Raw genomic sequence first — 22,730 nt, forward strand, 5'->3', positions numbered from 1 at the left:
CAGCGCAAGCCGGGAAAATATCCAGCCTAGCGCGCCAGATTGTCGTAGCCGCGCCAGCGGTAGTTGAGCACCGACAGCGCCCAGCAGGCGACAAACAGCCCGACCACCACAAATCCGGCATCGCCGAGGTTATCGTTTAACGCCCCCACCCAGCGCCATATTCCGCCGCTGAGCGCAAACTTATCCATCAGCAGGCCCAGCGCTTCCAGACCGCCGATAAACAGCGCCACCACCACCGAGGTACCGGTAATGGTCATGTTGTAATAGAGCTTGCGCTGCGGTTTGCTGAACGCCCAGCCGTAGGCCCCGACCATCAGCACGTTATCGAGGGTATCCACCAGCGCCATACCGCTGGCGAACAGCGCCGGGAAGACCATAATCGACCAAACAGAAATCCCGCTCGACGCGCCGGCGGCGGAGATACCCAGTACGCCGATTTCGGTGGCAGTATCAAAGCCGAGACCAAACAGGAAGCCGACCAGGTACATCTGCCAGCTGCGGCTGACCAGACGAAAGGTTTTACCAAACAGCCAGCTCATCACCCCGCCGCCGCTGACGATCTCGTCGCTCACCGGCTCGCCGCGCTTCCACGCCCGAAAGCTGCGCCAGACGCTGCGTAAAATCACCAGATTGATAAAGGCCATCGCCAGCAAAAACAGCGCCGACACGGCAGTGCCGATGACGCTGCCGGTGTCGTGCAGCCAGCTCATCTGCGCGCTGAAGGCCGTGGCGGTCGCGGCAATCGCCGCCGAGGCCAGCACCACAATCGATGAGTGGCCCAGCGAGAACCAGGCCCCGACGGCGAAAGGCCGCCGCCCCTGCTGCATCATCTTGCGGGTCACGTTATCAATCGCCGCGATATGGTCAGCGTCCACCGCGTGGCGCAGGCCGTAGCCCCAGGCCAGCAGGCTGGCGGCCATCAGCGCGCCGCTGTCGCCAAAGGCCTGCAGCGCCCAGCACCAGGCCAGTAAATTCGCCGCGATCAACCCCAGCACCAGACCCGCGGCGCGCGGCTGCTGGCGTAAAACTGTCATTATCATGATTGTGTTCCTTGAGCCTGCCCGCGGGCGGCGGCGATCACCGCCTGACCATATGCGATTGCGCCGTCGCCGGCCGGCAACTGCTGCGCAAACAGCAGAGTAAAATCCGCCAGATAAAAGGTCAATCGCGCCGCCAGCAAGCGGTTATGCAGCACCCCGCCGCTGCAGACCATCGTCTCGATACCGCGGGCGGTGGCGCAGCCGCGGGCCATCGCCGCCAGCCCACAGGCCAGGGCGTCATGGAATGCCCAGGCTTTCTGCGCCGGGGTCGCCTGCCAGCTCAGCCATTGTCGCCAGAAGGTCGCCATGTCCAGCGTGTCGTCGCGCCACGGCAGCGTAACCGGGTGGCTGACGCCGGGGCAGCTGGCGGCCAGCGCTTCCAGCCGACAGGCCGCTTCGCCTTCATAGCTCAGGCTCTCCGGCGCGCAATCCAGCGCGCAGGCAACGGCGTCAAACAGCCGTCCGCAGGAAGAGGCTCGCGGCGAATTAATGCCGCGTTCGATGGCCTGCGCCAGCAGCGGCCAGTTTCGCTGCCCCAGCGCGGCGGTTTGCGGATAATCCTGCCAGTCGGGGACGAATGCCAGACAGTGGGCCAGCAGATTACGCCATGGCTGGCGCGCCGCCAGGTCACCGCCCGGCAGCGCCACGGCCGGCAGTCCGCCAAGATGTTCGCACTGGCGATAGTTCACCCGCAGGCACTCCCCACCCCACAGCGCACCGTTTTCGCCCATGCCGATGCCATCGAGGGTCAGGGCAATCACATCGCCGCCGTCGAGCGGCCAGCGGTGCTCGGCCAGGCACGCCGCGGCATGAGCATGGTGATGCAGCACCGTCTCCACCGGCCGCGACAGGGACGCCGCCCACTGCGTTGAGCGATAGCCGGGATGGGCATCAACCACCACCCGCTGTGGCACAAACGCGTAAATGCTTTGCATCAGCTGCAGGGCGCGGCGCCACTGCTGTTCAACGCCCTCCTCGCCAAGGTCGCCAAAGTGCTGGCTCAGCACCGCCTCGCTGCCACGCGCCAGGCAGAAGGTATTTTTCATATCCGCGCCAAGAGCCAGCAGCGGCGGGATGTCTTGTAGCCCCGGCGGTAGCGGCAGCGCATCCGGGACGTAGCCCCGGGCGCGGCGCAGCATTTCTCCGCTCGACCGCACCAGCGAATCATCCATCCGCTGTACGATATCGCGGTTATGCAGGAGAAAGCCGTCGGCGATGTCGGCCAAATCGTTAAGCGCTTCGGTATTATCGAGGGCCGGCGGGCGGCCGCTAAGGTTGCCGGAGGTCATCACGATGGGGCGCGCCAGGGCCTGCAGAAGCAAATGCTGCAGCGGATTAGACGGCAGCATCACCCCAACTTCCGCAAGCCCTGGCGCAATCTCGTCGCACAGGCCGGAGACCTGCGCTTTAGCAATCAGTACGATGGGCGCCGCCGGGGAGCCCATCAGCGCCGCGGCGTCGGCGGGTAAGCCCGCCGCTGACGGCAACATCACCGCCAGCGGTTTCGCCGGACGGTGTTTTCGCGCCCGCAGCGTGGCAACGGCTGTGGAATTACCGGCGTCGCAGGCCAGATGAAAGCCGCCGATGCCTTTTATCGCCACAATGTCGCCCGCCGCCAGCCGCGCGATAGCTGCCTGCAGCGCCGCCTCACCGTCCAGCGTTTCCCCTTCTGCCTGCCATTGCAGCTGCGGCCCGCAGTCGGGACAGGCCACCGGCTGGGCGTGAAAACGGCGATCGGCAGGATCGCGGAATTCCGCCTCACAAGGGGAACAGAGCGGGAACGGCGCCATTGCGGTGAAGGGCCGGTCGTAGGGCATGGCGCGAATAATGGTCAGCCGCGGCCCGCAGTGAGTGCAGTTGATAAAGGGATAGCGGTAGCGGCGCGCCCGGGGATCGTTCATCTCCGCGAGGCACGACGGGCAGGTCGCGGCATCAGGCACGATCTGAGTGCGCATCCGTCCCGTCCCGCTTTCGCGAATGGTGAAATCCTGCGGCAGAGCCGCCCAGCGATAGGGGGTGCAGTCGGTACTGTCGATACGCGCCAGCGGCGGGCAGTGGTCAGCCAGGGCGGCAGTAAAACCATCGTCGCCCCCAACCAGCCGCACCAGTACGCCATCGCCGTCATTACAGACATCGCCACAGCGCGCCTGAGCCCGGGCCAGCTGCCAGACAAAGGGGCGGAAACCGACCCCCTGCACTTTGCCGCGAATGCGGATTTGCACCCCGTTCATACCCGGTGTTACCAGGCCAGCGCCGTACGACGACGTTTCTCGATATTCATCTGCTCGAGTTTGTTACGGTCAACGCACACCAGGGCGTGCGTCGGGCAGACTTCCATGCAGGCCGGGCCGCTCTCGCGGTGGAAGCAGAGATCGCACTTGTTGGCTTCGGCTTTTTCCGCCACGACGTTCAGTCCGGCGCCGCTATGGCGGATCACCGGTCGCACCACTACCTCCATCGCCCCGTACGGGCAGGCGACGACGCAGGTTTTGCAGCCGATGCAGCGCTCCTGCATCACATGAACAAAGCCTTTATCACGGCTGATGGCGCCGTTTGGGCAGACGTTGGCGCAAGGGGCGTCTTCACACTGACGGCAGGCGGTTGCCGTCGAGACATTAACCCCTTTGATCACGTGAATACGCGGCAGAAAGGTGTTGGGCGTCAGGGAGGCGCAGTCCTGATGTTCCTGATGGGATACCACGCAGGCCACTTCGCAAGTGCGACAGCCGATACATTTGCTCGCATCGGCGATAATGAAACGGTTCATCCATTTCTCCAGCAGTAAGAAGGTTACGCGCCGGATTATGCATAATACGTTCCAAGTTTTTAATATATTGATTTAAAACATTATTGTAGTCGCGCTTTGCTGTCATCGTCAGTAGTGACGATGACAGCTGACGACGTCAGGCGCAGGGACCGGCCACCAGCGACTCGCGTTCAATCAGCGCCCCGGGGAAGCTCTGCTGAAAGTTGAACTCCCCGCCATCCAGCATAAATATCAGGCGATTGATGCTCTCTTTAATCATTTCGGTTACCGGTACCCGGACACTGGCGAGCGACGGCACCATGTACGGCGCCAGTACAATATCGTCAAACCCCACCACCGACACCTGATCCGGTACCTTAACACCCAGCTGGTGAAGCTGCTTCATCGCCCCGATGGCCATATCGTCATTGCTCGCCACCAGCGCGCTGTAGGCAACCCCGCGCTGACGCAGGCTCTCCACCGCCGCGGCGCCGGTTTCCGGCGTCCAGCGCCCCTCGGCGATAAGCGCCTCGTTCAGGGCGATACCGTGGCCAGCCAGCGCGTCTTTGTAGCCGGCAAGACGTTCGACGCCGGTGGGCGAATCAAGAGAGCCGGTAATAAAGGCGATATCGCGATGGCCAAGCGCAATCAACCGCTCCACCACCCGCGTCGCCGAGGCTTTTTGATCGGACCAGACACAGTGGCTGGCGTGGCGGCGCAGGCGGCGGTTGAGCACCATGATCGGCTGCGAGTGGTTCTCAACGATCTCGTCCATCTCATCGACGGTAAGAAAGCGCGGATAGATGATGATCGCATCGCAGCGCAGATCCAACAGGTACTGGATCGCCTCCCGCTCCTCTTGCGCGCTGTGCTTGCCGTCGGCCAGGATCAGCTGTCGTCCTTTGTCCTCCGTCATCCGCGCCACGTGATACAGCAGCTCGCTAAAATAGACGCCGTGGTACAGGGTATTGGTCACCACCAGGCCGAGGGTTTGCGTGGTTTTGGTCGCCAGGTTGCGCGCCAGCAGATTGGGCCGGTAGCCGCTCTCCGCCACCGCCTTAAACACCCGGTCTTTGGTCTCCTGGCTAACATAACCGTTGCCCGACAGCACCCGCGAAACGGTCGCCTTCGATACCCCCGCGCGCTTTGCGACCTCCAGCATCGTTGCCATGTGATTCTTCCTGTTGCAAAAGTTGCAGGCAGTGTACTGCACGTTTCCCGCTTTTACAGCCCTCCCCTGCTATCACCGCGATCCGGCGCACAGCGGCTCTTAGCGATCAAAATCACAAAATTGAGATCCTGTTTTTTTATTTCTTGTGCAATCGAATAAAACTCACCATGATTTTGTGGAACCGGTTTCCTATATAAACATGGTATCGCCCGGCGATGCGGCGCGGTAACAGATCAGTACCCTATTGATAAACAGGATAAAATCCGATGTCGAAAAATTATGCAGCCCTGGCGCAACAGATAATCGCGGCAATCGGCGGTGTCGATAACGTCGCCGCCGTTACCCACTGCATGACCCGTCTGCGCTTCGTGGTTAAAGACGACGAAAAGGTCGATAGTCCTACCCTGAAAGGCCTGACCGGGGTGCTCGGCGTTGTGCGCAGCGATAACCAGTGCCAGGTGATCATCGGCAATACTGTCTCCCAGGCCTATCGCGAGGTGGTGAATCTGCTGCCCGGCGACCTGCGCCCGGCTGAGCCGCAGGGCAAAGCGCCACTGACCCTGAAACGCATCGGCGCCGGGATCCTTGACGCGCTGATCGGCACCATGTCGCCGCTGATCCCGGCGATTATCGGCGGATCGATGGTCAAGCTGCTGGCGATGATCCTCGAGATGAGCGGCGCGTTGCCGAAAGGCTCACCGACACTGACCCTCCTGACGCTTATCGGCGACGGCGCGTTTTTCTTCCTGCCGCTGATGGTGGCCGCCTCCGCGGCGGTGAAATTCAAAACCAATATGTCGCTGGCTATCGCCATCGCCGGGGTGCTGGTGCATCCCGGGTTTATCGAATTGATGGCCAAAGCCGCCCAGGGCGAGCATGTTGAATTCGCCTTTATTCCGGTTACCGCGGTGAAATACACCTACACGGTGATCCCGGCCCTGGTGATGACCTGGTGCCTGTCATATATCGAGCGCTGGGTGGATCGCATTACGCCGGCGGTGACGAAAAACTTCCTCAAGCCGATGCTGATCGTGCTGATCGCCGCCCCGCTGGCGATCCTGCTGATTGGCCCGCTGGGTATCTGGATCGGCAGCGCCATTTCCGCGCTGGTGTATACGGTTCACAGCTATCTCGGCTGGCTGTCGGTGGCCATCATGGGCGGACTGTGGCCGCTGCTGGTGATGACCGGCATGCACCGCGTCTTTACGCCGACCATCATTCAGACCATCGCCGAAACCGGCAAAGAGGGGATGGTGATGCCGTCGGAGATCGGCGCCAACCTGTCGCTCGGCGGCTCTTCGCTGGCGGTGGCATGGAAAACCAAAAACCCGGAATTACGCCAGACGGCGCTGGCCGCCGCCGCATCAGCAATTCTGGCCGGCATTTCGGAACCGGCGCTGTACGGCGTGGCGGTGCGCCTGAAGCGCCCGCTGGTCGCCAGCTTAATCAGCGGCTTTATTTGCGGCGCGGTGGCGGGAATCGTCGGTCTGGCCAGCCATTCGATGGCGGCGCCAGGGCTGTTTACCAGCGTGCAGTTTTTCGATCCAGCCAATCCGATGACTATCGTCTGGGTATTTGGCGTGATGGCGCTGTCGGTGGTGCTGTCGTTTGCCCTGACGCTGATCCTCGGCTTTGAAGATATTCCCGTTGAACAGGCCGCTGCCGACGCCAGAGCGCGCCAGGCCCGGGCCCAGGCATCCCACGCCTGAACACACAATTGATAATGAGGTAATGCATGGCGAGTTTCCCACAGGGATTTTTATGGGGCGGTGCACTGGCCGCCAACCAGTCTGAAGGCGCTTATCTTGAAGGCGGTAAGGGGCTGACCACCGTGGATACCCTCCCCCACGGCGCCCACCGTCTGCCGGTAAAATTAGGCCTGGAGAAGCGCTTTACGCTTCGCGAAGACGAATTTTACCCCAGCCACGAGGCGATCGATTTCTACCATCGCTATAAAGAAGATATTGCCCTGATGGCCGAGATGGGGTTCAGCGTCTTTCGCACCTCCATCGCCTGGAGCCGCCTGTTCCCGCGCGGCGACGAGCAGCAGCCGAACCCGCAGGGCATCGCCTTCTATCGCTCGCTGTTCGAGGAGTGCAAAAAGCACGGCATTGAGCCGCTGGTCACGCTGTGTCATTTCGACGTGCCGATGCACCTGGTAATGGAGTACGGCTCCTGGCGCAGCCGCAAAATGGTGGATTTTTTCAGCCACTACGCCCGCACCTGCTTTGAGGCCTTTGACGGGCTGGTGAAGTACTGGCTGACCTTCAATGAAATCAATATTATGCTGCACAGCCCTTACTCCGGCGCCGGTCTGGTGTTTGAAGAGGGAGAAAATCAGGAGCAGGTGAAGTATCAGGCCGCGCATCACGAGCTGGTGGCCAGCGCGCTGGCAACAAAAATCGCCCATGAGGTCAACCCGCAGAACCAGGTCGGCTGCATGCTGGCGGGTGGCAATTTCTATCCTTACTCCTGTAAGCCGGAAGATGTGTGGATGGCGCTGGAGAAGGACCGCGAAAACCTGTTCTTTATCGATGTCCAGGCCCGCGGCGCCTATCCGGTGTGGGCCACGCGGGTGTTCCGGGAAAAAGGGGTTACGATTACAACGCAGCCGGGCGATGACGAGATCCTCAAAAATACCGTCGACTTCATCTCCTTTAGCTACTACGCCTCGCGCTGCGCGTCAGCGGAGATGAACGCCAGCAACACCAATGCCGCCAACATCGTCAAGTCGATGAAGAACCCGCACATTCCGGCCAGCGAATGGGGCTGGGGCATCGATCCGCTCGGCCTGCGCATCACCATGAACATGATGTACGACCGCTATCAGAAACCACTGTTCCTGGTGGAAAACGGGCTTGGCGCCCGCGATGAGATCGATGCCAATGGCGACATCAATGACGACTATCGCATCAGCTACCTGCGCGAACACATCAAAGCGATGCGCGACGCCATCGGCGACGGCATTCCGGTGATGGGCTACACCAGCTGGGGCTGTATCGATCTGGTCTCAGCGTCAACCGGCGAGATGAGCAAGCGCTACGGCTTTGTCTATGTCGATCGCGACGATGCCGGTAACGGCACGCTGGCGCGTAAGCGTAAAAAGTCGTTCTTCTGGTACCAGAAAGTCATAGCCAGCAACGGCGCCGACCTCGACTAAACGCCCTCGCCCACGCGCGCCCGTTCCCCGCGATAACCGGGGGCGGGCGTCTGCTTTCTGTTGCATCCATTACATGCTTTTTTCTCGAGCCTGATTCCAGTCTCTGATTTGCCTCCAGCTCACAATGACTGGTATTTTATCCAGTACTTTCACCGGGGTATCTTCAGCAAGGAGCACATCATGACCGCACAGCACACCACCGCTACCAGAGGCATTGCCAGGGCAAGTCGTCAGTTAACCGTGGGCTATATCAGAAAACGCCATGAAAACCGCAAAACGCGAGAGACGCGGCGCTACACCCGCCACGCGGCATTAAGCTTAAACGGCAACTGGCTGGAGCAGGCGGGGTTTCCGGTCGGCACGCAGGTCAGAGTCTCGGTGTCGCCCGGTAAATTAGTGATAGAGAATCTTGAGCTGGTGCCGCCGGGAACGGGGCTCCCGTCCGGCCAGACGAGCGCCGCCGGGGAGCCTGATTCGCCGCTGGGTTAGTCGTCCTCGGCCTCCAGCAGAGCAAAGCCGCCGTTGCCCTGCCAGCCTGCCAGCTGCTGGTACACCCGAGCCACGGCCTCTTTCACCGGCGGGGTCATCGGATAATAAAAACCAACGATATCCGGCTGAATGCCGAGGAAGATCACCTCGCCGACGTCCTCTTTCAGCTGATCGACCAGATAGTTGAGCGGCATGTTATGGGTGGTCATCATAAACATCTCGGCAATATCATCGGGATCGATGACGCGAATGTCACCGGGGTTTAGGCCCATATCGGTGGCATCGACAATTAGCAGGCGTTCGGGGCGTAATTCGCGGATCGCCACGATGTCGTTTTCCGGCGCGCTGCCGCCGTCGATGACCACCCACTGGCCGGCCGGGTTCGCCGCGCACATCTCCGCCAGCAGCGGGCCGGCGCCGTCGTCGCCCATCATACTGTTGCCGACACAGAGTAAAACGTCAGTCACGTAATCTCCTCACCATCAGGTAGATGGCGCTCTCCTGGTGAATATCATGCAGCATGCTGAGCATTGTTTTGCTCCACGCCTGCTGCTGCGGGGTCTGCGCGGACTGCGCTTTATCAAAGGCGTTGGCCAGCATTGCCACATGGCTGCTGTCGATGACGATTTCGCCATACTTCGGCACGCCCTCCATTTTGCGCCGTGCGGCGCTTCCGGCCTCAAGGGTGGCGATCCATGCCAGATACGCGTCCCATGGGCAGCTTAGCGCCGCCTCCAGACAGTCGATGACGCCGAGGTGGTGGCCAATCGCCAGGCTGTAATAGACCACCTGCTGCGCCTGATCCGGCGTGGCATCGTTCTCATCAATAAATTTACGGCTCAGCTGACTGAACACCACCGTCTCGCTCATCGGATACGCGCCCCCTCGACCACCTGGTTGAGATGGGTAACGATCTCGGTCAGGCGCGGATCTTTCTCCGCCTCCAGCCAGCGCAGTACCTGGCTGTCGCCCTGACCGAGCAGGCGCATATAGTCATCGGCAATTTGCCGGCCATAGCGATAGCCTGCCAGACGGCGCGCTTCGCGATCGATGCGTACCCGTAGAGGTTGCACCATATCGGCATGCAGCAGCTCGGTTGGCTGTTCGTCAAGCTCGCCCGGCAGGCGGGCATGAATTTTCTGCTCCAGCAGGCCAAGCGCCATGGCGAAGCCGTACAGCGTGGCGGCTGGCGTCGGTGGGCAGCCAGGAATATAGACGTCGACCGGAACGATTTTGTCGGTGCCGCCCCAGACACAGTACAGATCGTGGAAGATACCGCCGCTGTTGCCGCAGGCGCCGTAGGAGATACAGATCTTCGGATCCGGCGCCGACTGCCAGGCGCGCAGCGCCGGGGAGCGCATCGCGCGGGTTACCGCGCCGGTAAACAGCAGGATATCGGCATGACGCGGCGACGGTACCACTTTAATACCAAAGCGTTCAGCGTCGAACAGCGGCGAAAGGGTGGCGAAGATCTCGATTTCACAGCCGTTGCAGCCGCCGCAGTCGACGCGGTAGACGTAGGCCGAACGTTTAATTTTCTTCAGCAGCGAGGCCTTCATGCTGGCGATGGATTCATCCACCGTCATCGGCACGGGAATGCCGTTTTCATCGCGTGGGCCAAGTAAAGTACTCATCAGCTGGCCTCCCTCATATGGCGGGTCAGTTCAATACGATCGGATGGCACCAGACATTTCTGGCGCTTGCATTCCGGGCAGGTTTCGAAGCTTTCGCGGTGCAGCTCGGCGCGGGTATCGCCGTTATGCTTGAGCAGCGCGATGGCGTAATCGATCTCCTTCTGCACCGCGAACGGACGCTGGCACTCCCGGCAATGGCAGATAGCGAAGCGCGACTGCTGAAGGAAATCCTCTTTCTTCCACACCGCCAGCTCATACTCCGGCGACAGCTTAATCGCTGCCGTCGGGCAGACCTCTTCACAGCGGCCGCAGAAGATGCAGCGCCCGAGGTTGAACTGCCACGCCAGCTGGTTAGTGGCCAGATCGGTCTCTACCGTCAGGGCGTTCGACGGACAGGCGTTCACGCAGGCCGCGCAGCCGATACACTGCTGCGGCGTATGCTCCGGCTTGCCGCGGAAATTTTTATCCACCGGCATCGGCTCCAGCGGGTATGAATGTGTCGCGGTGCCGGTCTTAATGACTTTTTTAATAAAGGTAAACATCGTTGCTCCCAGGTTGTGTGCGGCCTTTTACCCTCACCCTAGCCCTCTCCCTGAAAGGGAGAGGGGACAGTTCTGCACGGTCAGTGAATTCGCACTCGCTCTGCCTTTCCCCCTCTCCCCTGTGGGGAGAGGGGGCAGTTCTGCACGGTCAGTGAATTCGCACTCGATCTGCCCTTCCCCCTCTCCCCTGTGGGGAGAGGGTCGGGGTGAGGGGCCCCACGCAATGGCTCAATTATTTCAGCGGCGAGTTTTTACGCTCGATGCTGTAGCGCTCCAGCTCTTTGTACGGCACCACTTTGCTCTTCTTCTTGCGTACATCGACAACGGTCATGCGGTCGGTACAGGAGTAGCACGGGTCGAGGCTGCCGATGATCAGCGGCGCATCGGAAACGGTGTTGCCGCGCAGCATATAGCGCAGGGTCGGCCAGTTGGCATAGGTCGCCGCCCGGCAGCGCCAGCGGTACAGTTTCTGGTTGTCGCCGGTCATGCTCCAGTGGATATCGTCGCCGCGCGGCGCCTCGGAGAAGCCCAGTGCGAAGCGGTGCGGAATATAGGTGAACCCTTCCACCATCAGCGGGCCGCCCGGCAGGTTATCGAGACCGAAATCAATCATATTCAGCGCGGTATAAACCTCGTTGATCCGCACCTTGAGGCGAGATATTACGTCGCAACCCTGCTCGCTGTGGACTTCCATCGGCAGCAGGCCGTAGCCGACAAACGGGTGGTCGGCGCGGGTGTCGCGGGCGTGGCCGCTGGCGCGCACCATCGGGCCGACGTTACTAAAGTCGCGGGCGATTTCCGGATCCAGACGGCCAATACCGACGGTACGCTGTTCCATATTCGGCGTGCTGAGCAGCATATCCACCAGCTCCTGCACGTCGCGGCGCATCTGCTGCGCCAGCTGACGGGTCTGGATCATGTCCTCTTTCAGCAGGTCGCGGCGGATCCCGCCGATCAGGTTCAGGCCGTAGGTTTTACGCGCGCCGGTGAGAATTTCCGCCATCTTCATTGAGGTTTCGCGCACGCGGAAGAACTGCATAAAGCCGGAGTCAAAGCCGGTAAAGTGGCAGGCCAGACCGAGGTTCAGCAGGTGCGAGTGCAGGCGTTCCACCTCCAGCAGAATGGCGCGGATCATCTGCGCCCGCTCCGGCACCACGATGCCCATCGCGTTCTCCACCGAGGTGGTGTAAGCGGTACTGTGGGCGAAGCCGCAGATGCCGCACACCCGGTCCGACAGGAAGGTCACTTCGTTATAGCCCATGCGGGTTTCCGCCAGCTTTTCCATCCCGCGATGGACGTAGAACAGGCGGTAGTCGGCATCGATAATATTTTCGCCGTCAACGAACAGGCGGAAGTGGCCCGGTTCATCGGAGGTGACGTGCAGCGGGCCAATCGGCACCACATTATTTTTCTTGCTGCCCAGCTCGTTGATGAACTCGTAGGTTTCGGCGTCGGTGGTCGGCGCCGGGCGCTGGCGGTAGTCCATGCTGTCTTTACGCAGCGGATAGAGTTCGTCCGGCCAGTCGTCCGGCAGCACCAGACGGCGCTCGTCCGGCAGGCCGACCGGCACCAGGCCGTACATATCGCGCACTTCGCGCTCGCCCCATACCGCCGCCGGGACGCGCGGCGTCACCGACGGGTATTCCGGTTTGTTGGCGTCCACTTCAACGCGCACGGTGATCCAGCATTTGGTGCCCTGCTCCATCGACAGCACGTAGTAGACGGCGTAGTGGCCGTTCAGCTTGCGTTCATCGTTGCCGAACAGCACCGACAGCCAGCCACCCTGCTGGTAGTAGAGAAACTCCACCACTTCCGGCAGGTAGTTGACCTTCACGGTGATGGTTAACTGGTCTTTGGTCTGCCAGGCTTCGTCCAGCACCACGCCCGGAAAGGCCTGGTGCAGCGCCGCAAGATAGTGTTGACCGATTTTTTCTTCAGACATGCTCAAACTCTCTTAATCACGCCACCAGCAAGGAGACGAAAGCTAAAAAGGCGAAACCAAACCCGGCCCAGGTGACGCGGGAGGTGGCACAAAAGCGCAGACGCGCCATGCTGTTTTCGAACAGGGCGATAATCAGCACCCCCACCACCAGCTTGACGATAGCCACCACCAGCGCCAGCAGCAGGCCGCCGACGCTGAAGCTGGTCATCTGCCCCCACGGGAAAAAGACCCCGACAAACATCTGTAGCACCACCAGCTGTTTGAGGCTGATGCCCCACTTCAGGATGCCAAAGCCGCTGCCGCTGTATTCCGACAGCGGCCCTTCCTGCAGCTCCTGCTCCGCTTCCGCCAGATCGAACGGCAGTTTGCCCATCTCGATAAAGGTGGCGAAGGCGCAGGCGCACAGCGCAAGGATCAGCGGAATGCTGCGCGCGGTCGGCCAGTGGTAGAGGGTATCGGTGATGGTGCTGATATGGGTCGAGCCGGCGACCTGCGCCGCCACCCACAGGCCCAGCAGCAGGATCGGCTCCACCAGCACGCCGAGCATCGCTTCACGGCTGCTGCCCAGCGCGGTAAACGGGCTGCCGGTGTCCAGACCGGAAATCGCGAAGAAGAAGCGGGCGATCGCAAACAGGTAGATCAGGGTGATGAGATCCCCAAGCACCGGCAGTGGGGAATACACCGTCACCACCGGCAGCGCGGTGGCGATGGTCAGCATCACGCCCACCATGACATACGGCGTCAGGCGGAAGACCCAGCCCGAGGCATCAGGGCCAACGCTCTGGCGGCCCAGCAGTTTCAGGATATCGCGATACTCCTGCAGTACCCCCGGTCCGCGGCGGTTATGCAACCGCGCGCGGGCGACGCGAACGATCCCGGACAACAGCGGCGCGACGGCAAACAGCACCAGCGCCTGTAGCAATGCAATTAACAGATTCATTCTCAGGCTCCTCGCGAAATGACAATCACCACCAGCACCGCCAGCTCAACCAGCGCGATACCGCGCAGCAGCGCCGGTGCCGAGGTCGATTGCCAGCCCGGAACCAGACGCACCGGGTTCAGCCAGTGGCGCAGTTTCAGCAGCGGCGCAAAGGCCTCTTTCACCGGCATGGCAAAGCCGTGGGCGGTCACCACCATCGACTGTTCGTGGTCGTAACCGCAGACCCAGGCCGCGCCGCGCGAGCGCGCCGCCAGGCGATCGCCTTTAAAGAAGATCATCAGCAGGAACGGCAGCAGCGGGCAGGCGATAAGCAGCAGGGCAATCATCGGCTGCGACACCACGCTCGATACCTGAGCCTGTACCGGGAAGGCGCCGCTTACCAGCGGCAGCAGCCACGGCGCGGCAATACCGCCAACGAGGCAGAAAACCGCCGCCAGCACCACGCTCAGGGTCATCAGCCAGGGAGCGCAGGTGGCGTTTTCCGCCTCTTTCGTCCGCGGCGCGCCGAGGAAGGTGACCCCGTAGACTTTCGCCATACACATCACCGCCAGTGCGCCAGTGATCGCCAGGCCGACGGCCAGCAGCGGGCCCAGCAGACGGCCAATAAACAGGTCGCCGGTGCTCATTTTGAAGAAGGATTGATAGATAACCCACTCGCCGGCGAAGCCGTTCAGCGGCGGCAGAGCCGCCATCGCCATCAGCCCCACCAGCATGGCGAGGGAGATCAGCGGCATTTTTTTACCGATGCCGCCCAGCTTCTCGATATCACGATGGCCGGTACGGAACCACACCGCCCCGGCGCCAAGAAATAGCGTGGTTTTGAACAGGCTGTGGTTGATCAGGTGATACATACCGCCGATAAAACCCAGCACCATCAGCGTGGTGTTGCTGGTCGCCACGCCGGTGACGAAGGCGCCCAGACCCAGCAGGATAATGCCGATATTCTCCAGGGTGTGATAGGCGAGCAGGCGCTGAATGTTATGCTCCATCAGCGCATACAGTCCGCCGATAAAGGCGGTGATCATCCCCAGCACCAGCAGCATAACGCCCCACCACAGCGGCGGCACGCCGCCGGCCAGCGAAACGGTCAACATGCCGTACAGACCGACTTTCATCACCACCGTGGAAAACAGCGCGGCGGCCGGCGCGCTGGCCCCGGCGTGAGCCTGCGGCGCCCAGCCGTGCAGCGGGATCGCTCCGGCCAGCAGGGCGAACCCCACCAGACCCGGCAGCCACAGCAGCGGGTTCTGCATCATATCCACTGCCTGGAGATTGATCTGCGCCAGCTCAAGCGTGCCGTAGTTCGACCACACCAGCCAGCAGGTCCAGGCCATCAGCAACGTGCCGAGCCGGCCCAGCGCAAACCACAGTTTGCCGGAGGCGGCACAGCCGGTGAGAAACGCCGCACAGAGCGCCATGATCTCCGCCATTACCACCAGAGAACCGATATTAGTCACCACCACCGCGCAGGTCGCGGCGGCCAGCAGCAGGTTGACTAACAGACCGTTGGCCTTCACCTGCGGATGGCGATGCCAGCTAATATTAAACAGCGATACCGGCAGCGCCGACAGGCCGATGGCCAGCAGCCACAGGGCGTTGACGCCCCCCACCCGCATCGTCAGATGCAAAAACTGCAGCATGCCGCCGTGGATCCGATCCGGCATCAGCAGCGCGGCGCCGCCGGCGACCACCAGCATGGCGCTGGCCACCGCGCCGCCGATCCCGGCAATGGCGCCGCTGAGCGGTTTGCGCATGGCAAACACCAGGGCCAGCACGGCGCTGACGGCATACCACGTCACCGCCTGATTGACTAATCCAATTACACTCATTCCCTCTCCCCCTGTTGCGCCTGGAACAGCGACAAGTCGCCAAGGTCGGTATTAAAGGTCAGCTGGCGTTTACGCTTGCTGGCCTGGGCGATATCACGGCTATCCACCAACAGCAGCGCGTTGGTCGGGCAGGTCCGCACGCAGGCCGGGCCCTGGTCATCGAAGTGGCAGAGGTCGCATTTCACGGCAATGGCGCGTACGCCCGGCACCCAGTCGAGCAGCGAGCTGACGCGGGCCGGCGCTGGCGGCGCCGGTGGGGCCAGCCGGGTATTGGCATTCGCCGGAATATCCAGCGGTCGGCTGCCGGAAAATTCGATGGCGCCGAACGGGCAGGCAATGCCGCACAGTTTGCAGCTTACGCACAGGCTCTCGTTGAGCTGGACCGCGCCATCGACGCGCTGGATGGCGTTAACCGGGCAGACGGTGGCGCAAGGCGCATCTTCGCAGTGGTGGCACATCTGCGGTGCCGATTCTTTTTCATTACGCATCACCTGCAGCCGCGGCATAGCCTGCAGGCCGTGCTGGCGATGCGTCTCAGAGCAGGCGGCTTCGCAGGTGCGGCAGCCGATACAGACAGTGGAGTCAGCGATTACAAAACGGTTCACCGGGTCATCCTCGGGTGAAAGTCATTTTTGACGAAATCAGGTTGCGCAGGTGTCATTTTCGACACGTGTCGACACCTCACGATCAGTGGGTCAGCGCCAGATGGCTTAAATCCACCGGTTGGTCTTGTTCCATGGCCTCATACAGACGGTCATAGACGGTGGCGATAATCGCCAGATAGTGCTCCAGCACTTGCTCGCGAGAGCGGTTGCTGATGCGGCCATCGACCGTGCCATCCATCGCCAGCGTAGCCTGAGCAATCAGATGCTTATCGCCGCCATTTTTGTTTTCGACGTAGTACTCGATGGTGTGGCTGTTGAAGCCTTCCGCGAGGGCGACGAACACCTGAAAATGGCCAAACAGCACGAAGCACAGCTCTTTATCCGGCGCACAGCTCATCGCGTGATGCAGACGCGCTTTTGACAAGGTGATCCCCTGAACCAGCGAGTTACAGTAGATATGCCACTGCTCCTGCTGCTGCCGGTGACGGTCGGCGATGTAATCCGCCTTTTCACTTATTTCCCAAATAGTCATATCGGTTTCTCCGTAGCATGAGATGCACCGTCTAAGCATTTTTCATGCCAGGTTTTATTTTGTTGATTTTATTTGATTTTCATATCCACCCTCTGCCGACGCGACATGTCGATGACAGCCCGGCGGCGTCGTCATCGACATTCCCTGTCACGCCATATCTGTTCTGGCATCGTTATTGCATATACAGCGCATCGCGATACGGAGGCGACTATGCACGAAATCACCCTCAGCCAGCGGGCGCTGGAAATTATTGAACAACAGGCGCAGCAGGCCGGCGCGCGGCGGGTCACCGGCGTGTGGCTTAAAGTCGGCGCTTTTTCCTGCGTGGAAGCCAGCGCCCTCACCTTCTGCTTTGAGCTGGTCTGCCGCGGCACGCTGGCGGAGGGGTGCGAACTGCATATCGCCGAACAACAGGCTGAATGCTGGTGCGAACGCTGTCAGCAGTACGTCCATCTTGTCTCGCAGCACGTCCGCCGCTGCCCGCACTGCAATAACGACCAGCTGCAGATCGTGGCGGATGACGGCTTACAGATTCAGCGTTTAGAATTGGAGTAAATTATGTGTACGACATGCGGCTGTGGAGAAGGCAACCTCTATATAGAAGGAGACGAACGAAACCCGCATTCCGCGTTCCGCAGCGCCCCCTTCGCGCCCGCCCCACGCCAGACGATGACCATTACCGGTGTCAAAACCGACCACTTCGCCCCTACCCGCACGGCAGAAGGCGACCTGCATTATGGCCATGGCGAGGCTGGGACTCACGCCCCGGGGCAGAGCCAGCGGCGGATGCTGGAAGTGGAGATCGATGTGCTGGATAAAAATAACCGTCTGGCGGCACGCAATCGCGCGCGCTTTGCGGCAAAACAGCAACTGGTGCTGAATCTGGTTTCCAGCCCCGGCTCCGGTAAAACCACCCTGCTGACCGAAACCCTCACGCGACTGAAAGGACGCGCCGACTGCGCGGTGATTGAAGGCGATCAGCAAACGGTCAATGACGCCGCCCGCATTCGCGCCACCGGCACCCCGGCGATTCAGGTCAATACCGGGAAAGGCTGCCATCTCGACGCCCAGATGATCGCCGACGCCGCCCCGCGCCTGCCGCTGGCCGATCGCGGCATCCTGTTTATCGAAAACGTTGGCAACCTGGTCTGCCCGGCGAGCTTCGACCTTGGCGAGCGCCATAAAGTGGCGGTGCTGTCGGTCACCGAAGGTGAAGACAAGCCGCTGAAGTATCCGCATATGTTCGCCGCCGCCAGCCTGATGCTGCTCAACAAAGTTGATCTGCTGCCGTATCTCAATTTCGACGTTGAGAAGTGCCTGGCCTGCGCCCGCGAGGTCAATCCGCATATTGAAATTATTCTTGTCTCCGCCACCAGCGGCGAAGGCATGGACCAGTGGCTCACCTGGCTGGAGACGCAACGATGTGCATAGGCATTCCGGGACAAATATGTGCCATCGACGGCGTGCTGGCGAAAGTGGAAGTCTGCGGCATTCAGCGCGACGTCGACCTGACGCTGGTCGGCGCCGTTGACGAGCAGGGCCAGTCGCGCCTCGGGCAGTGGGTGCTGGTGCACGTGGGGTTCGCCATGAGCGTCATTAATGAAGCCGAAGCCCGCGACACCCTCGACGCGCTGCAAAATATGTTCGATGTGGAGCCGGACGTCGGCGCGCTGCTGTACGGCGAGGAGCGATGATGCGTTACGTAGATGAATACCGCGCCCCCGAGCAGGTCATGCAGCTGGTGGCGCATCTTCAGCAGCGTGCGCATCTGCTGCCGCACACCGCTGAGCGTCCGCTGCGCATCATGGAGGTCTGCGGCGGCCATACCCATGCCATTTTTAAATTCGGTCTCGACCAGCTGTTGCCGGAGAATATCGAATTTATTCACGGGCCAGGCTGCCCGGTGTGCGTCCTGCCGATGGGGCGCATCGATGCCTGCATTGAGATTGCCAGTCGTCCGGGGGTGATCTTCTGCACCTTCGGCGACGCCATGCGCGTGCCGGGTAAAAACGGCTCGCTGCTGCAGGCGAAATCTCGCGGCGCCGACGTCCGCATCGTTTACTCGCCGATGGACGCTCTGCGGCTGGCACAGCAAAACCCGCAGCGTGAGGTGGTCTTTTTCGGCCTTGGTTTCGAAACCACCATGCCCGCCACCGCCCTCACCCTGCGCCAGGCGCGGGAGCGCAACGTCGATAACTTCTACTTTTTCTGCCAGCACATCACCCTGCTGCCGACCCTGCGCAGCCTGCTGGATCAGCCGGACAACGGTATCGACGCCTTTCTCGCCCCCGGCCACGTCAGTATGGTGATCGGCACCGAGGCCTATGGCTTCATCGCCAGCGACTATCATCGGCCGTTAGTGGTCGCCGGTTTCGAACCGCTTGATCTACTGCAAGGCGCGGTGATGCTGGTTGAGCAGACAATAGCGCAGCGCAGCGACGTGGAAAATCAGTACCGTCGCGTGGTGCCGGATAAGGGTAACCCGCTGGCGCAGGCGGCGATGGCCGACGTCTTCTGCCTTGATGGCGACAGCGAATGGCGCGGCCTGGGAGTCATCAGTGACTCCGGCGTGCACCTCACGCCGGCTTATCAGCGCTTCGATGCCGAGGCCCATTTCCGCCCGGCGCCACAGCGCGTGTGCGACGATCCGCGCGCCCGCTGCGGCGAGGTGCTGACCGGCCGCTGTAAACCGCATCAGTGCCCGCTCTTCGCCAGCACCTGCAATCCGCAAAGCGCCTTTGGCGCGCTGATGGTCTCCTCTGAGGGGGCCTGCGCCGCCTGGTATCAATATCGCAGTCAGGAAAATGAAGCATGAAAAGCGTCCAGTTAGCCCACGGTAGCGGCGGTCAGGCAATGCAGCAGCTGATCGGCGACCTGTTTATGCAGGCCTTCGCCAACCCCTGGCTGGCGGAGCAGGAGGATCAGGCGCGCCTCGATCTGGCGGCGCTCGCCGCCCAGGGGGATCGCCTCGCCTTCTCCACCGACAGCTACGTGATTGACCCGCTGTTTTTTCCCGGCGGCAATATCGGCAAGCTGGCCGTCTGCGGTACCGCCAACGATGTGGCGGTCAGCGGCGCCATTCCCCGCTACCTTTCCTGTGGATTTATTCTCGAAGAGGGGCTGGAGATGGCCACCCTGGAAGCGGTGGTCAGCAGTATGGCCGCCACCGCCCGCGAAGCGGGGATCGCCATCGTCACTGGCGACACCAAGGTGGTGCCGCGCGGCGCGGCGGATAAGCTGTTTATTAACACCGCCGGCATCGGCGCCATCCCGGCAGAGGTTCGCTGGGGGACGCAGCAGATTAGCGCCGGTGATATGCTGCTGGTCAGCGGCACGCTGGGGGATCATGGCGCCACCATCCTTAACCTGCGCGAGCAGATGGGACTCGACGGCGCGCTGTCCAGCGATTGCGCGGTGCTGACGCCGCTTATCCAGACCCTGCGGCCGCTGAGCGGGGTGAAAGCCCTGCGCGACGCCACCCGCGGCGGGGTTAACGCGGTCGCCCATGAGTTCGCCGCCGCCAGCGGCTGCGGCATTGAGCTGCATGAAGCGGCGCTGCCGGTCAACGACACGGTGCGCGGCGTCTGCGAGCTGCTTGGGCTGGACGCCCTGAACTTCGCCAATGAAGGCAAGCTGGTGCTCGCCGTCGCCCGCGACGAAGCGGAAAACGTGCTGGCGCATTTACGGTCTCACGCGTTAGGACGTGATGCGGCGATAATCGGCGAAGTGGTCGCCCGCCCGGGCGTACGTTCCGTCGGGCTGTACGGCGTGAAGCGTACGCTCGATCTTCCCCACGCCGAACCGCTGCCGAGAATTTGTTAACGACGGCGTCGGCTCCCGGATAGCGGCTGGCGCCTTATCCGGGCTACAAAACTGCGCGTACATGTAGCCCGGCTAAGCGCAGCGCGAGCCGGGGTTAAAGCGGCAATAACCGCTTTATTAACATACTATTATTTGTACCATCATTTTCTTATGCGCCACGTTGTCGGCGCGTTTTGGACGTAAGCAATGTCGTATACACCGATGAGCGATCTCGGCCAGCAGGGGCTGTTCGATATCACCCGGCTTTTATTACAGCAGCCCGATCTGGCCGCGCTAAGCGAAACCTTGACCCGCCTGGTGCAACAGTCCGCGCTGGCCGACGAGGCGGCCATTATCCTGTGGAACGCGGGTAATCACCGCGCGGCCAGGTACGCCTGCGATGAGGCCGGCCACCCGGTAAGCTACGAGGATGAAACCGTCCTGGCCCATGGCCCGGTGCGTCGCTTGCTCTCCCGGCCAGATGCGCTGCATTGCGATCATGAGACCTTTGCCGACACCTGGCCGCAGCTTATCCGCAGCGGACTGTATCGTCCGTTCGGGTACTACTGTCTGCTGCCGCTGGCGGCGGACGGGCGGATCTTCGGCGGTTGCGAATTTCTCCGCCACGACAACCGGCCGTGGAGCGAGAAAGAATTCCAGCGGCTGCACACCTTTACGCAGATTGTCGCCGTCGTCACCGAGCAGATTCAGAACCGGGTCAGCAACAACGTCGATTACGATCTACTGTGCCACGAGCGCGACAACTTCCGCATCCTGGTGGCCATCACCAACGCGGTGCTCTCGCGACTGGACATCGACGAGCTGGTCAGCGAGGTGGCGAAAGAGATCCATCGCTATTTCCGGATCGATGCCATCAGCGTGGTGCTGCGCAGCGACCGCAAAGGGAAGCTCAACATCTATTCCACCCATTATCTCGACGCCAGCCACCCGGTTCACGACCAGAGCGAGGTGGACGAAGCCGGCACCCTCACCGAGCGCGTGTTCAAAAGCAAAGAGATGCTGCTGCTCAACCTGCATGAGCATGACACCCTCGCGCCATACGAGAAAATGCTCTTCGAGATGTGGGGCAATAAGATCCAGACCCTGTGCCTGCTGCCGCTGATGTCCGGCAACACCCTGCTCGGGGTACTAAAGCTGGCGCAGTGCGACGAACAGGTCTTCACCACCACCAATCTCAAGCTGCTGCGACAGATCGCCGAGCGGGTGTCGATCGCTATCGATAACGCCCTCGCCTACCGCGAAATTCAGCGCCTGAAAGAGCGGCTGGTGGATGAGAACCTCGCGCTCACCGAGCAGCTGAATAATGTCGAAAGCGAATTCGGGGAGATCATCGGCCGCAGCGAAGCGATGAACAATGTGCTCAAGCAGGTCGAGATGGTCGCCCACAGCGACAGCACCGTGCTGATCCTCGGTGAAACCGGCACCGGCAAAGAGCTTATCGCCCGCGCTATCCACAACCTGAGCGGCCGCAACGGTCGGCGGATGGTGAAGATGAACTGCGCCGCGATGCCCGCCGGGCTGCTGGAGAGCGATCTGTTCGGCCACGAACGTGGCGCCTTCACCGGAGCCAGCGCCCAGCGTATCGGCCGCTTCGAGCTGGCGGACAAAAGCTCCCTGTTCCTTGATGAAGTGGGCGATATGCCGCTGGAGCTACAGCCCAAACTGCTGCGCGTTCTCCAGGAACAGGAGTTTGAACGCCTGGGAAGCAATAAGCTGATCCAGACCGACGTCCGGCTGATCGCCGCCACCAACCGCGATCTCAAGCAGATGGTTATCGACCGGGAATTCCGCAGCGATCTCTACTATCGGCTCAACGTGTTCCCGATCCACCTGCCGCCGCTGCGCGAGCGGCCGGACGATATCCCGCTGCTGGTGAAGGCCTTTACCTTCAAAATCGCCCGCCGCATGGGGCGCAATATCGACAGCATCCCGGCGGAAACCCTGCGCACCCTGACGCGTATGGAGTGGCCGGGCAACGTGCGCGAGCTGGAAAACGTCATCGAACGGGCGGTGTTACTGACCCGCGGCAACGTGCTGCAGCTCTCCCTGCCGGAGCGGGATATCGTGGAAGCCCCGCGGACGCCGGAGGTCCTGCCTGAGGAAGGTGAGGATGAATATCAGCTGATTGTCCGGGTGCTGAAAGAAAGCAATGGCGTGGTGGCCGGGCCGAAAGGCGCCGCCCAGCGGCTGGGGCTGAAGCGCACCACGCTCCTGTCGCGCATGAAGCGGCTGGGCATTAATAAAGACGAACTGGCGTAACCCCCCGCGCTCCCCCTTT

General features: G+C 61.5%; 22 protein-coding genes. 9 read left to right on the forward strand and 13 right to left on the reverse strand.

All coding sequences use genetic code 11. The features are described from left to right. Positions 1-26 precede the first annotated feature (26 nt). From ACKLKD_RS00005 to ACKLKD_RS00020, 4 genes are all read right to left on the reverse strand, one after another. The gene (locus ACKLKD_RS00005) at positions 27-1,040 is read right to left on the reverse strand and encodes a HoxN/HupN/NixA family nickel/cobalt transporter (protein ID WP_025712776.1); all 1,014 of its coding nucleotides are present in this window, start codon (positions 1,038-1,040) and stop codon (positions 27-29) included. Next, positions 1,037-3,271, reverse strand: a complete 2,235-nt coding sequence (gene hypF, locus ACKLKD_RS00010) for a carbamoyltransferase HypF (protein ID WP_025712777.1) — start codon at positions 3,269-3,271, stop codon at positions 1,037-1,039. The genes ACKLKD_RS00005 and hypF overlap by 4 nt, the downstream gene beginning before the upstream one ends. A gap of 8 nt (positions 3,272-3,279) precedes the next feature. Further along, positions 3,280-3,807 (reverse strand): electron transport protein HydN, encoded by a 528-nt coding sequence (gene hydN, locus ACKLKD_RS00015; RefSeq protein WP_025712778.1) that lies wholly within the window; start codon positions 3,805-3,807, stop codon positions 3,280-3,282. Positions 3,808-3,943: 136 nt separating this feature from the next. After that, on the reverse strand, positions 3,944-4,957 hold the full coding sequence (locus ACKLKD_RS00020) for a LacI family DNA-binding transcriptional regulator (protein ID WP_025712779.1): 1,014 nt from the start codon (positions 4,955-4,957) through the stop codon (positions 3,944-3,946). A gap of 266 nt (positions 4,958-5,223) precedes the next feature. Between ACKLKD_RS00020 and ascF the strand changes: the two genes are divergently transcribed. The 3 genes from ascF to ACKLKD_RS00035 all read left to right on the forward strand — a co-directional run bounded on the left by ascF (position 5,224) and on the right by ACKLKD_RS00035 (position 8,606). Beyond that, positions 5,224-6,666: a PTS cellobiose/arbutin/salicin transporter subunit IIBC gene (ascF, locus tag ACKLKD_RS00025; protein WP_025712780.1), complete on the forward strand. Its 1,443-nt coding sequence runs from the start codon at positions 5,224-5,226 to the stop codon at positions 6,664-6,666. 26 nt (positions 6,667-6,692) lie between these two features. Further along, positions 6,693-8,117 (forward strand): 6-phospho-beta-glucosidase, encoded by a 1,425-nt coding sequence (locus tag ACKLKD_RS00030; RefSeq protein WP_025712781.1) that lies wholly within the window; start codon positions 6,693-6,695, stop codon positions 8,115-8,117. Between the two features lie 180 nt (positions 8,118-8,297). Further along, positions 8,298-8,606, forward strand: coding sequence for a SymE family type I addiction module toxin (locus ACKLKD_RS00035; protein ID WP_080924991.1), 309 nt, complete (start codon positions 8,298-8,300; stop codon positions 8,604-8,606). Here ACKLKD_RS00035 and hycI read toward each other — a convergent pair. The 9 genes from hycI to hycA all read right to left on the reverse strand — a co-directional run bounded on the left by hycI (position 8,603) and on the right by hycA (position 16,630). Further along, a complete protein-coding gene (gene hycI / locus ACKLKD_RS00040; RefSeq protein WP_080924992.1) occupies positions 8,603-9,073 on the reverse strand; it encodes a hydrogenase maturation peptidase HycI in 471 nt (156 codons plus the stop codon). The genes ACKLKD_RS00035 and hycI overlap by 4 nt on opposite strands. Beyond that, entirely contained in the window at positions 9,066-9,476 is a 411-nt protein-coding gene (locus ACKLKD_RS00045; protein ID WP_008806180.1) for a formate hydrogenlyase maturation HycH family protein, read from the reverse strand. The genes hycI and ACKLKD_RS00045 overlap by 8 nt, the downstream gene beginning before the upstream one ends. Beyond that, positions 9,473-10,240: an NADH-quinone oxidoreductase subunit B family protein gene (locus ACKLKD_RS00050; RefSeq protein ID WP_002914891.1), complete on the reverse strand. Its 768-nt coding sequence runs from the start codon at positions 10,238-10,240 to the stop codon at positions 9,473-9,475. Before ACKLKD_RS00050 ends, ACKLKD_RS00045 begins: the two co-directional genes overlap by 4 nt. Further along, a complete protein-coding gene (locus tag ACKLKD_RS00055; protein WP_025712784.1) occupies positions 10,240-10,782 on the reverse strand; it encodes a formate hydrogenlyase complex iron-sulfur subunit in 543 nt (180 codons plus the stop codon). The genes ACKLKD_RS00050 and ACKLKD_RS00055 overlap by 1 nt, the downstream gene beginning before the upstream one ends. Before the next feature lie 232 nt (positions 10,783-11,014). Beyond that, a complete protein-coding gene (gene hycE / locus ACKLKD_RS00060) occupies positions 11,015-12,724 on the reverse strand; it encodes a formate hydrogenlyase subunit HycE (protein ID WP_004151044.1) in 1,710 nt (569 codons plus the stop codon). A 16-nt stretch (positions 12,725-12,740) separates the two neighbouring features. Next, complete coding sequence (locus ACKLKD_RS00065; RefSeq protein WP_087804562.1) at positions 12,741-13,664, reverse strand: respiratory chain complex I subunit 1 family protein; 924 nt, start codon at positions 13,662-13,664, stop codon at positions 12,741-12,743. A gap of 2 nt (positions 13,665-13,666) precedes the next feature. Continuing rightward, positions 13,667-15,493: a formate hydrogenlyase subunit 3 gene (hycC, locus tag ACKLKD_RS00070; RefSeq protein WP_080897128.1), complete on the reverse strand. Its 1,827-nt coding sequence runs from the start codon at positions 15,491-15,493 to the stop codon at positions 13,667-13,669. Further along, a complete protein-coding gene (locus tag ACKLKD_RS00075) occupies positions 15,490-16,098 on the reverse strand; it encodes a 4Fe-4S dicluster domain-containing protein (RefSeq protein WP_012540764.1) in 609 nt (202 codons plus the stop codon). The genes hycC and ACKLKD_RS00075 overlap by 4 nt, the downstream gene beginning before the upstream one ends. 82 nt (positions 16,099-16,180) lie before the next feature. Next, positions 16,181-16,630: a formate hydrogenlyase regulator HycA gene (gene hycA, locus ACKLKD_RS00080; RefSeq protein ID WP_025712787.1), complete on the reverse strand. Its 450-nt coding sequence runs from the start codon at positions 16,628-16,630 to the stop codon at positions 16,181-16,183. 210 nt (positions 16,631-16,840) lie between these two features. Between hycA and hypA the strand changes: the two genes are divergently transcribed. From hypA to flhA, 6 genes are all read left to right on the forward strand, one after another. Next, positions 16,841-17,185, forward strand: a complete 345-nt coding sequence (hypA, locus tag ACKLKD_RS00085) for a hydrogenase maturation nickel metallochaperone HypA (RefSeq protein ID WP_004205644.1) — start codon at positions 16,841-16,843, stop codon at positions 17,183-17,185. A 3-nt stretch (positions 17,186-17,188) separates the two neighbouring features. Then, complete coding sequence (gene hypB, locus ACKLKD_RS00090) at positions 17,189-18,061, forward strand: hydrogenase nickel incorporation protein HypB (RefSeq protein WP_025712788.1); 873 nt, start codon at positions 17,189-17,191, stop codon at positions 18,059-18,061. Further along, positions 18,052-18,324, forward strand: a complete 273-nt coding sequence (locus ACKLKD_RS00095) for a HypC/HybG/HupF family hydrogenase formation chaperone (protein WP_025712789.1) — start codon at positions 18,052-18,054, stop codon at positions 18,322-18,324. The genes hypB and ACKLKD_RS00095 overlap by 10 nt, the downstream gene beginning before the upstream one ends. Then, a complete protein-coding gene (gene hypD, locus ACKLKD_RS00100; protein WP_087804565.1) occupies positions 18,324-19,445 on the forward strand; it encodes a hydrogenase formation protein HypD in 1,122 nt (373 codons plus the stop codon). The genes ACKLKD_RS00095 and hypD overlap by 1 nt, the downstream gene beginning before the upstream one ends. After that, a complete protein-coding gene (gene hypE, locus ACKLKD_RS00105; protein ID WP_025712791.1) occupies positions 19,442-20,452 on the forward strand; it encodes a hydrogenase expression/formation protein HypE in 1,011 nt (336 codons plus the stop codon). The genes hypD and hypE overlap by 4 nt, the downstream gene beginning before the upstream one ends. Positions 20,453-20,638: 186 nt before the next feature. After that, positions 20,639-22,711, forward strand: coding sequence for a formate hydrogenlyase transcriptional activator FlhA (gene flhA / locus ACKLKD_RS00110; protein ID WP_025712792.1), 2,073 nt, complete (start codon positions 20,639-20,641; stop codon positions 22,709-22,711). Positions 22,712-22,730: the final 19 nt, after the last annotated feature.

It is taken from the genome of Klebsiella sp. 10982 (genome assembly GCF_048589245.1).
GTDB lineage: Bacteria > Pseudomonadota > Gammaproteobacteria > Enterobacterales > Enterobacteriaceae > Klebsiella > Klebsiella quasivariicola.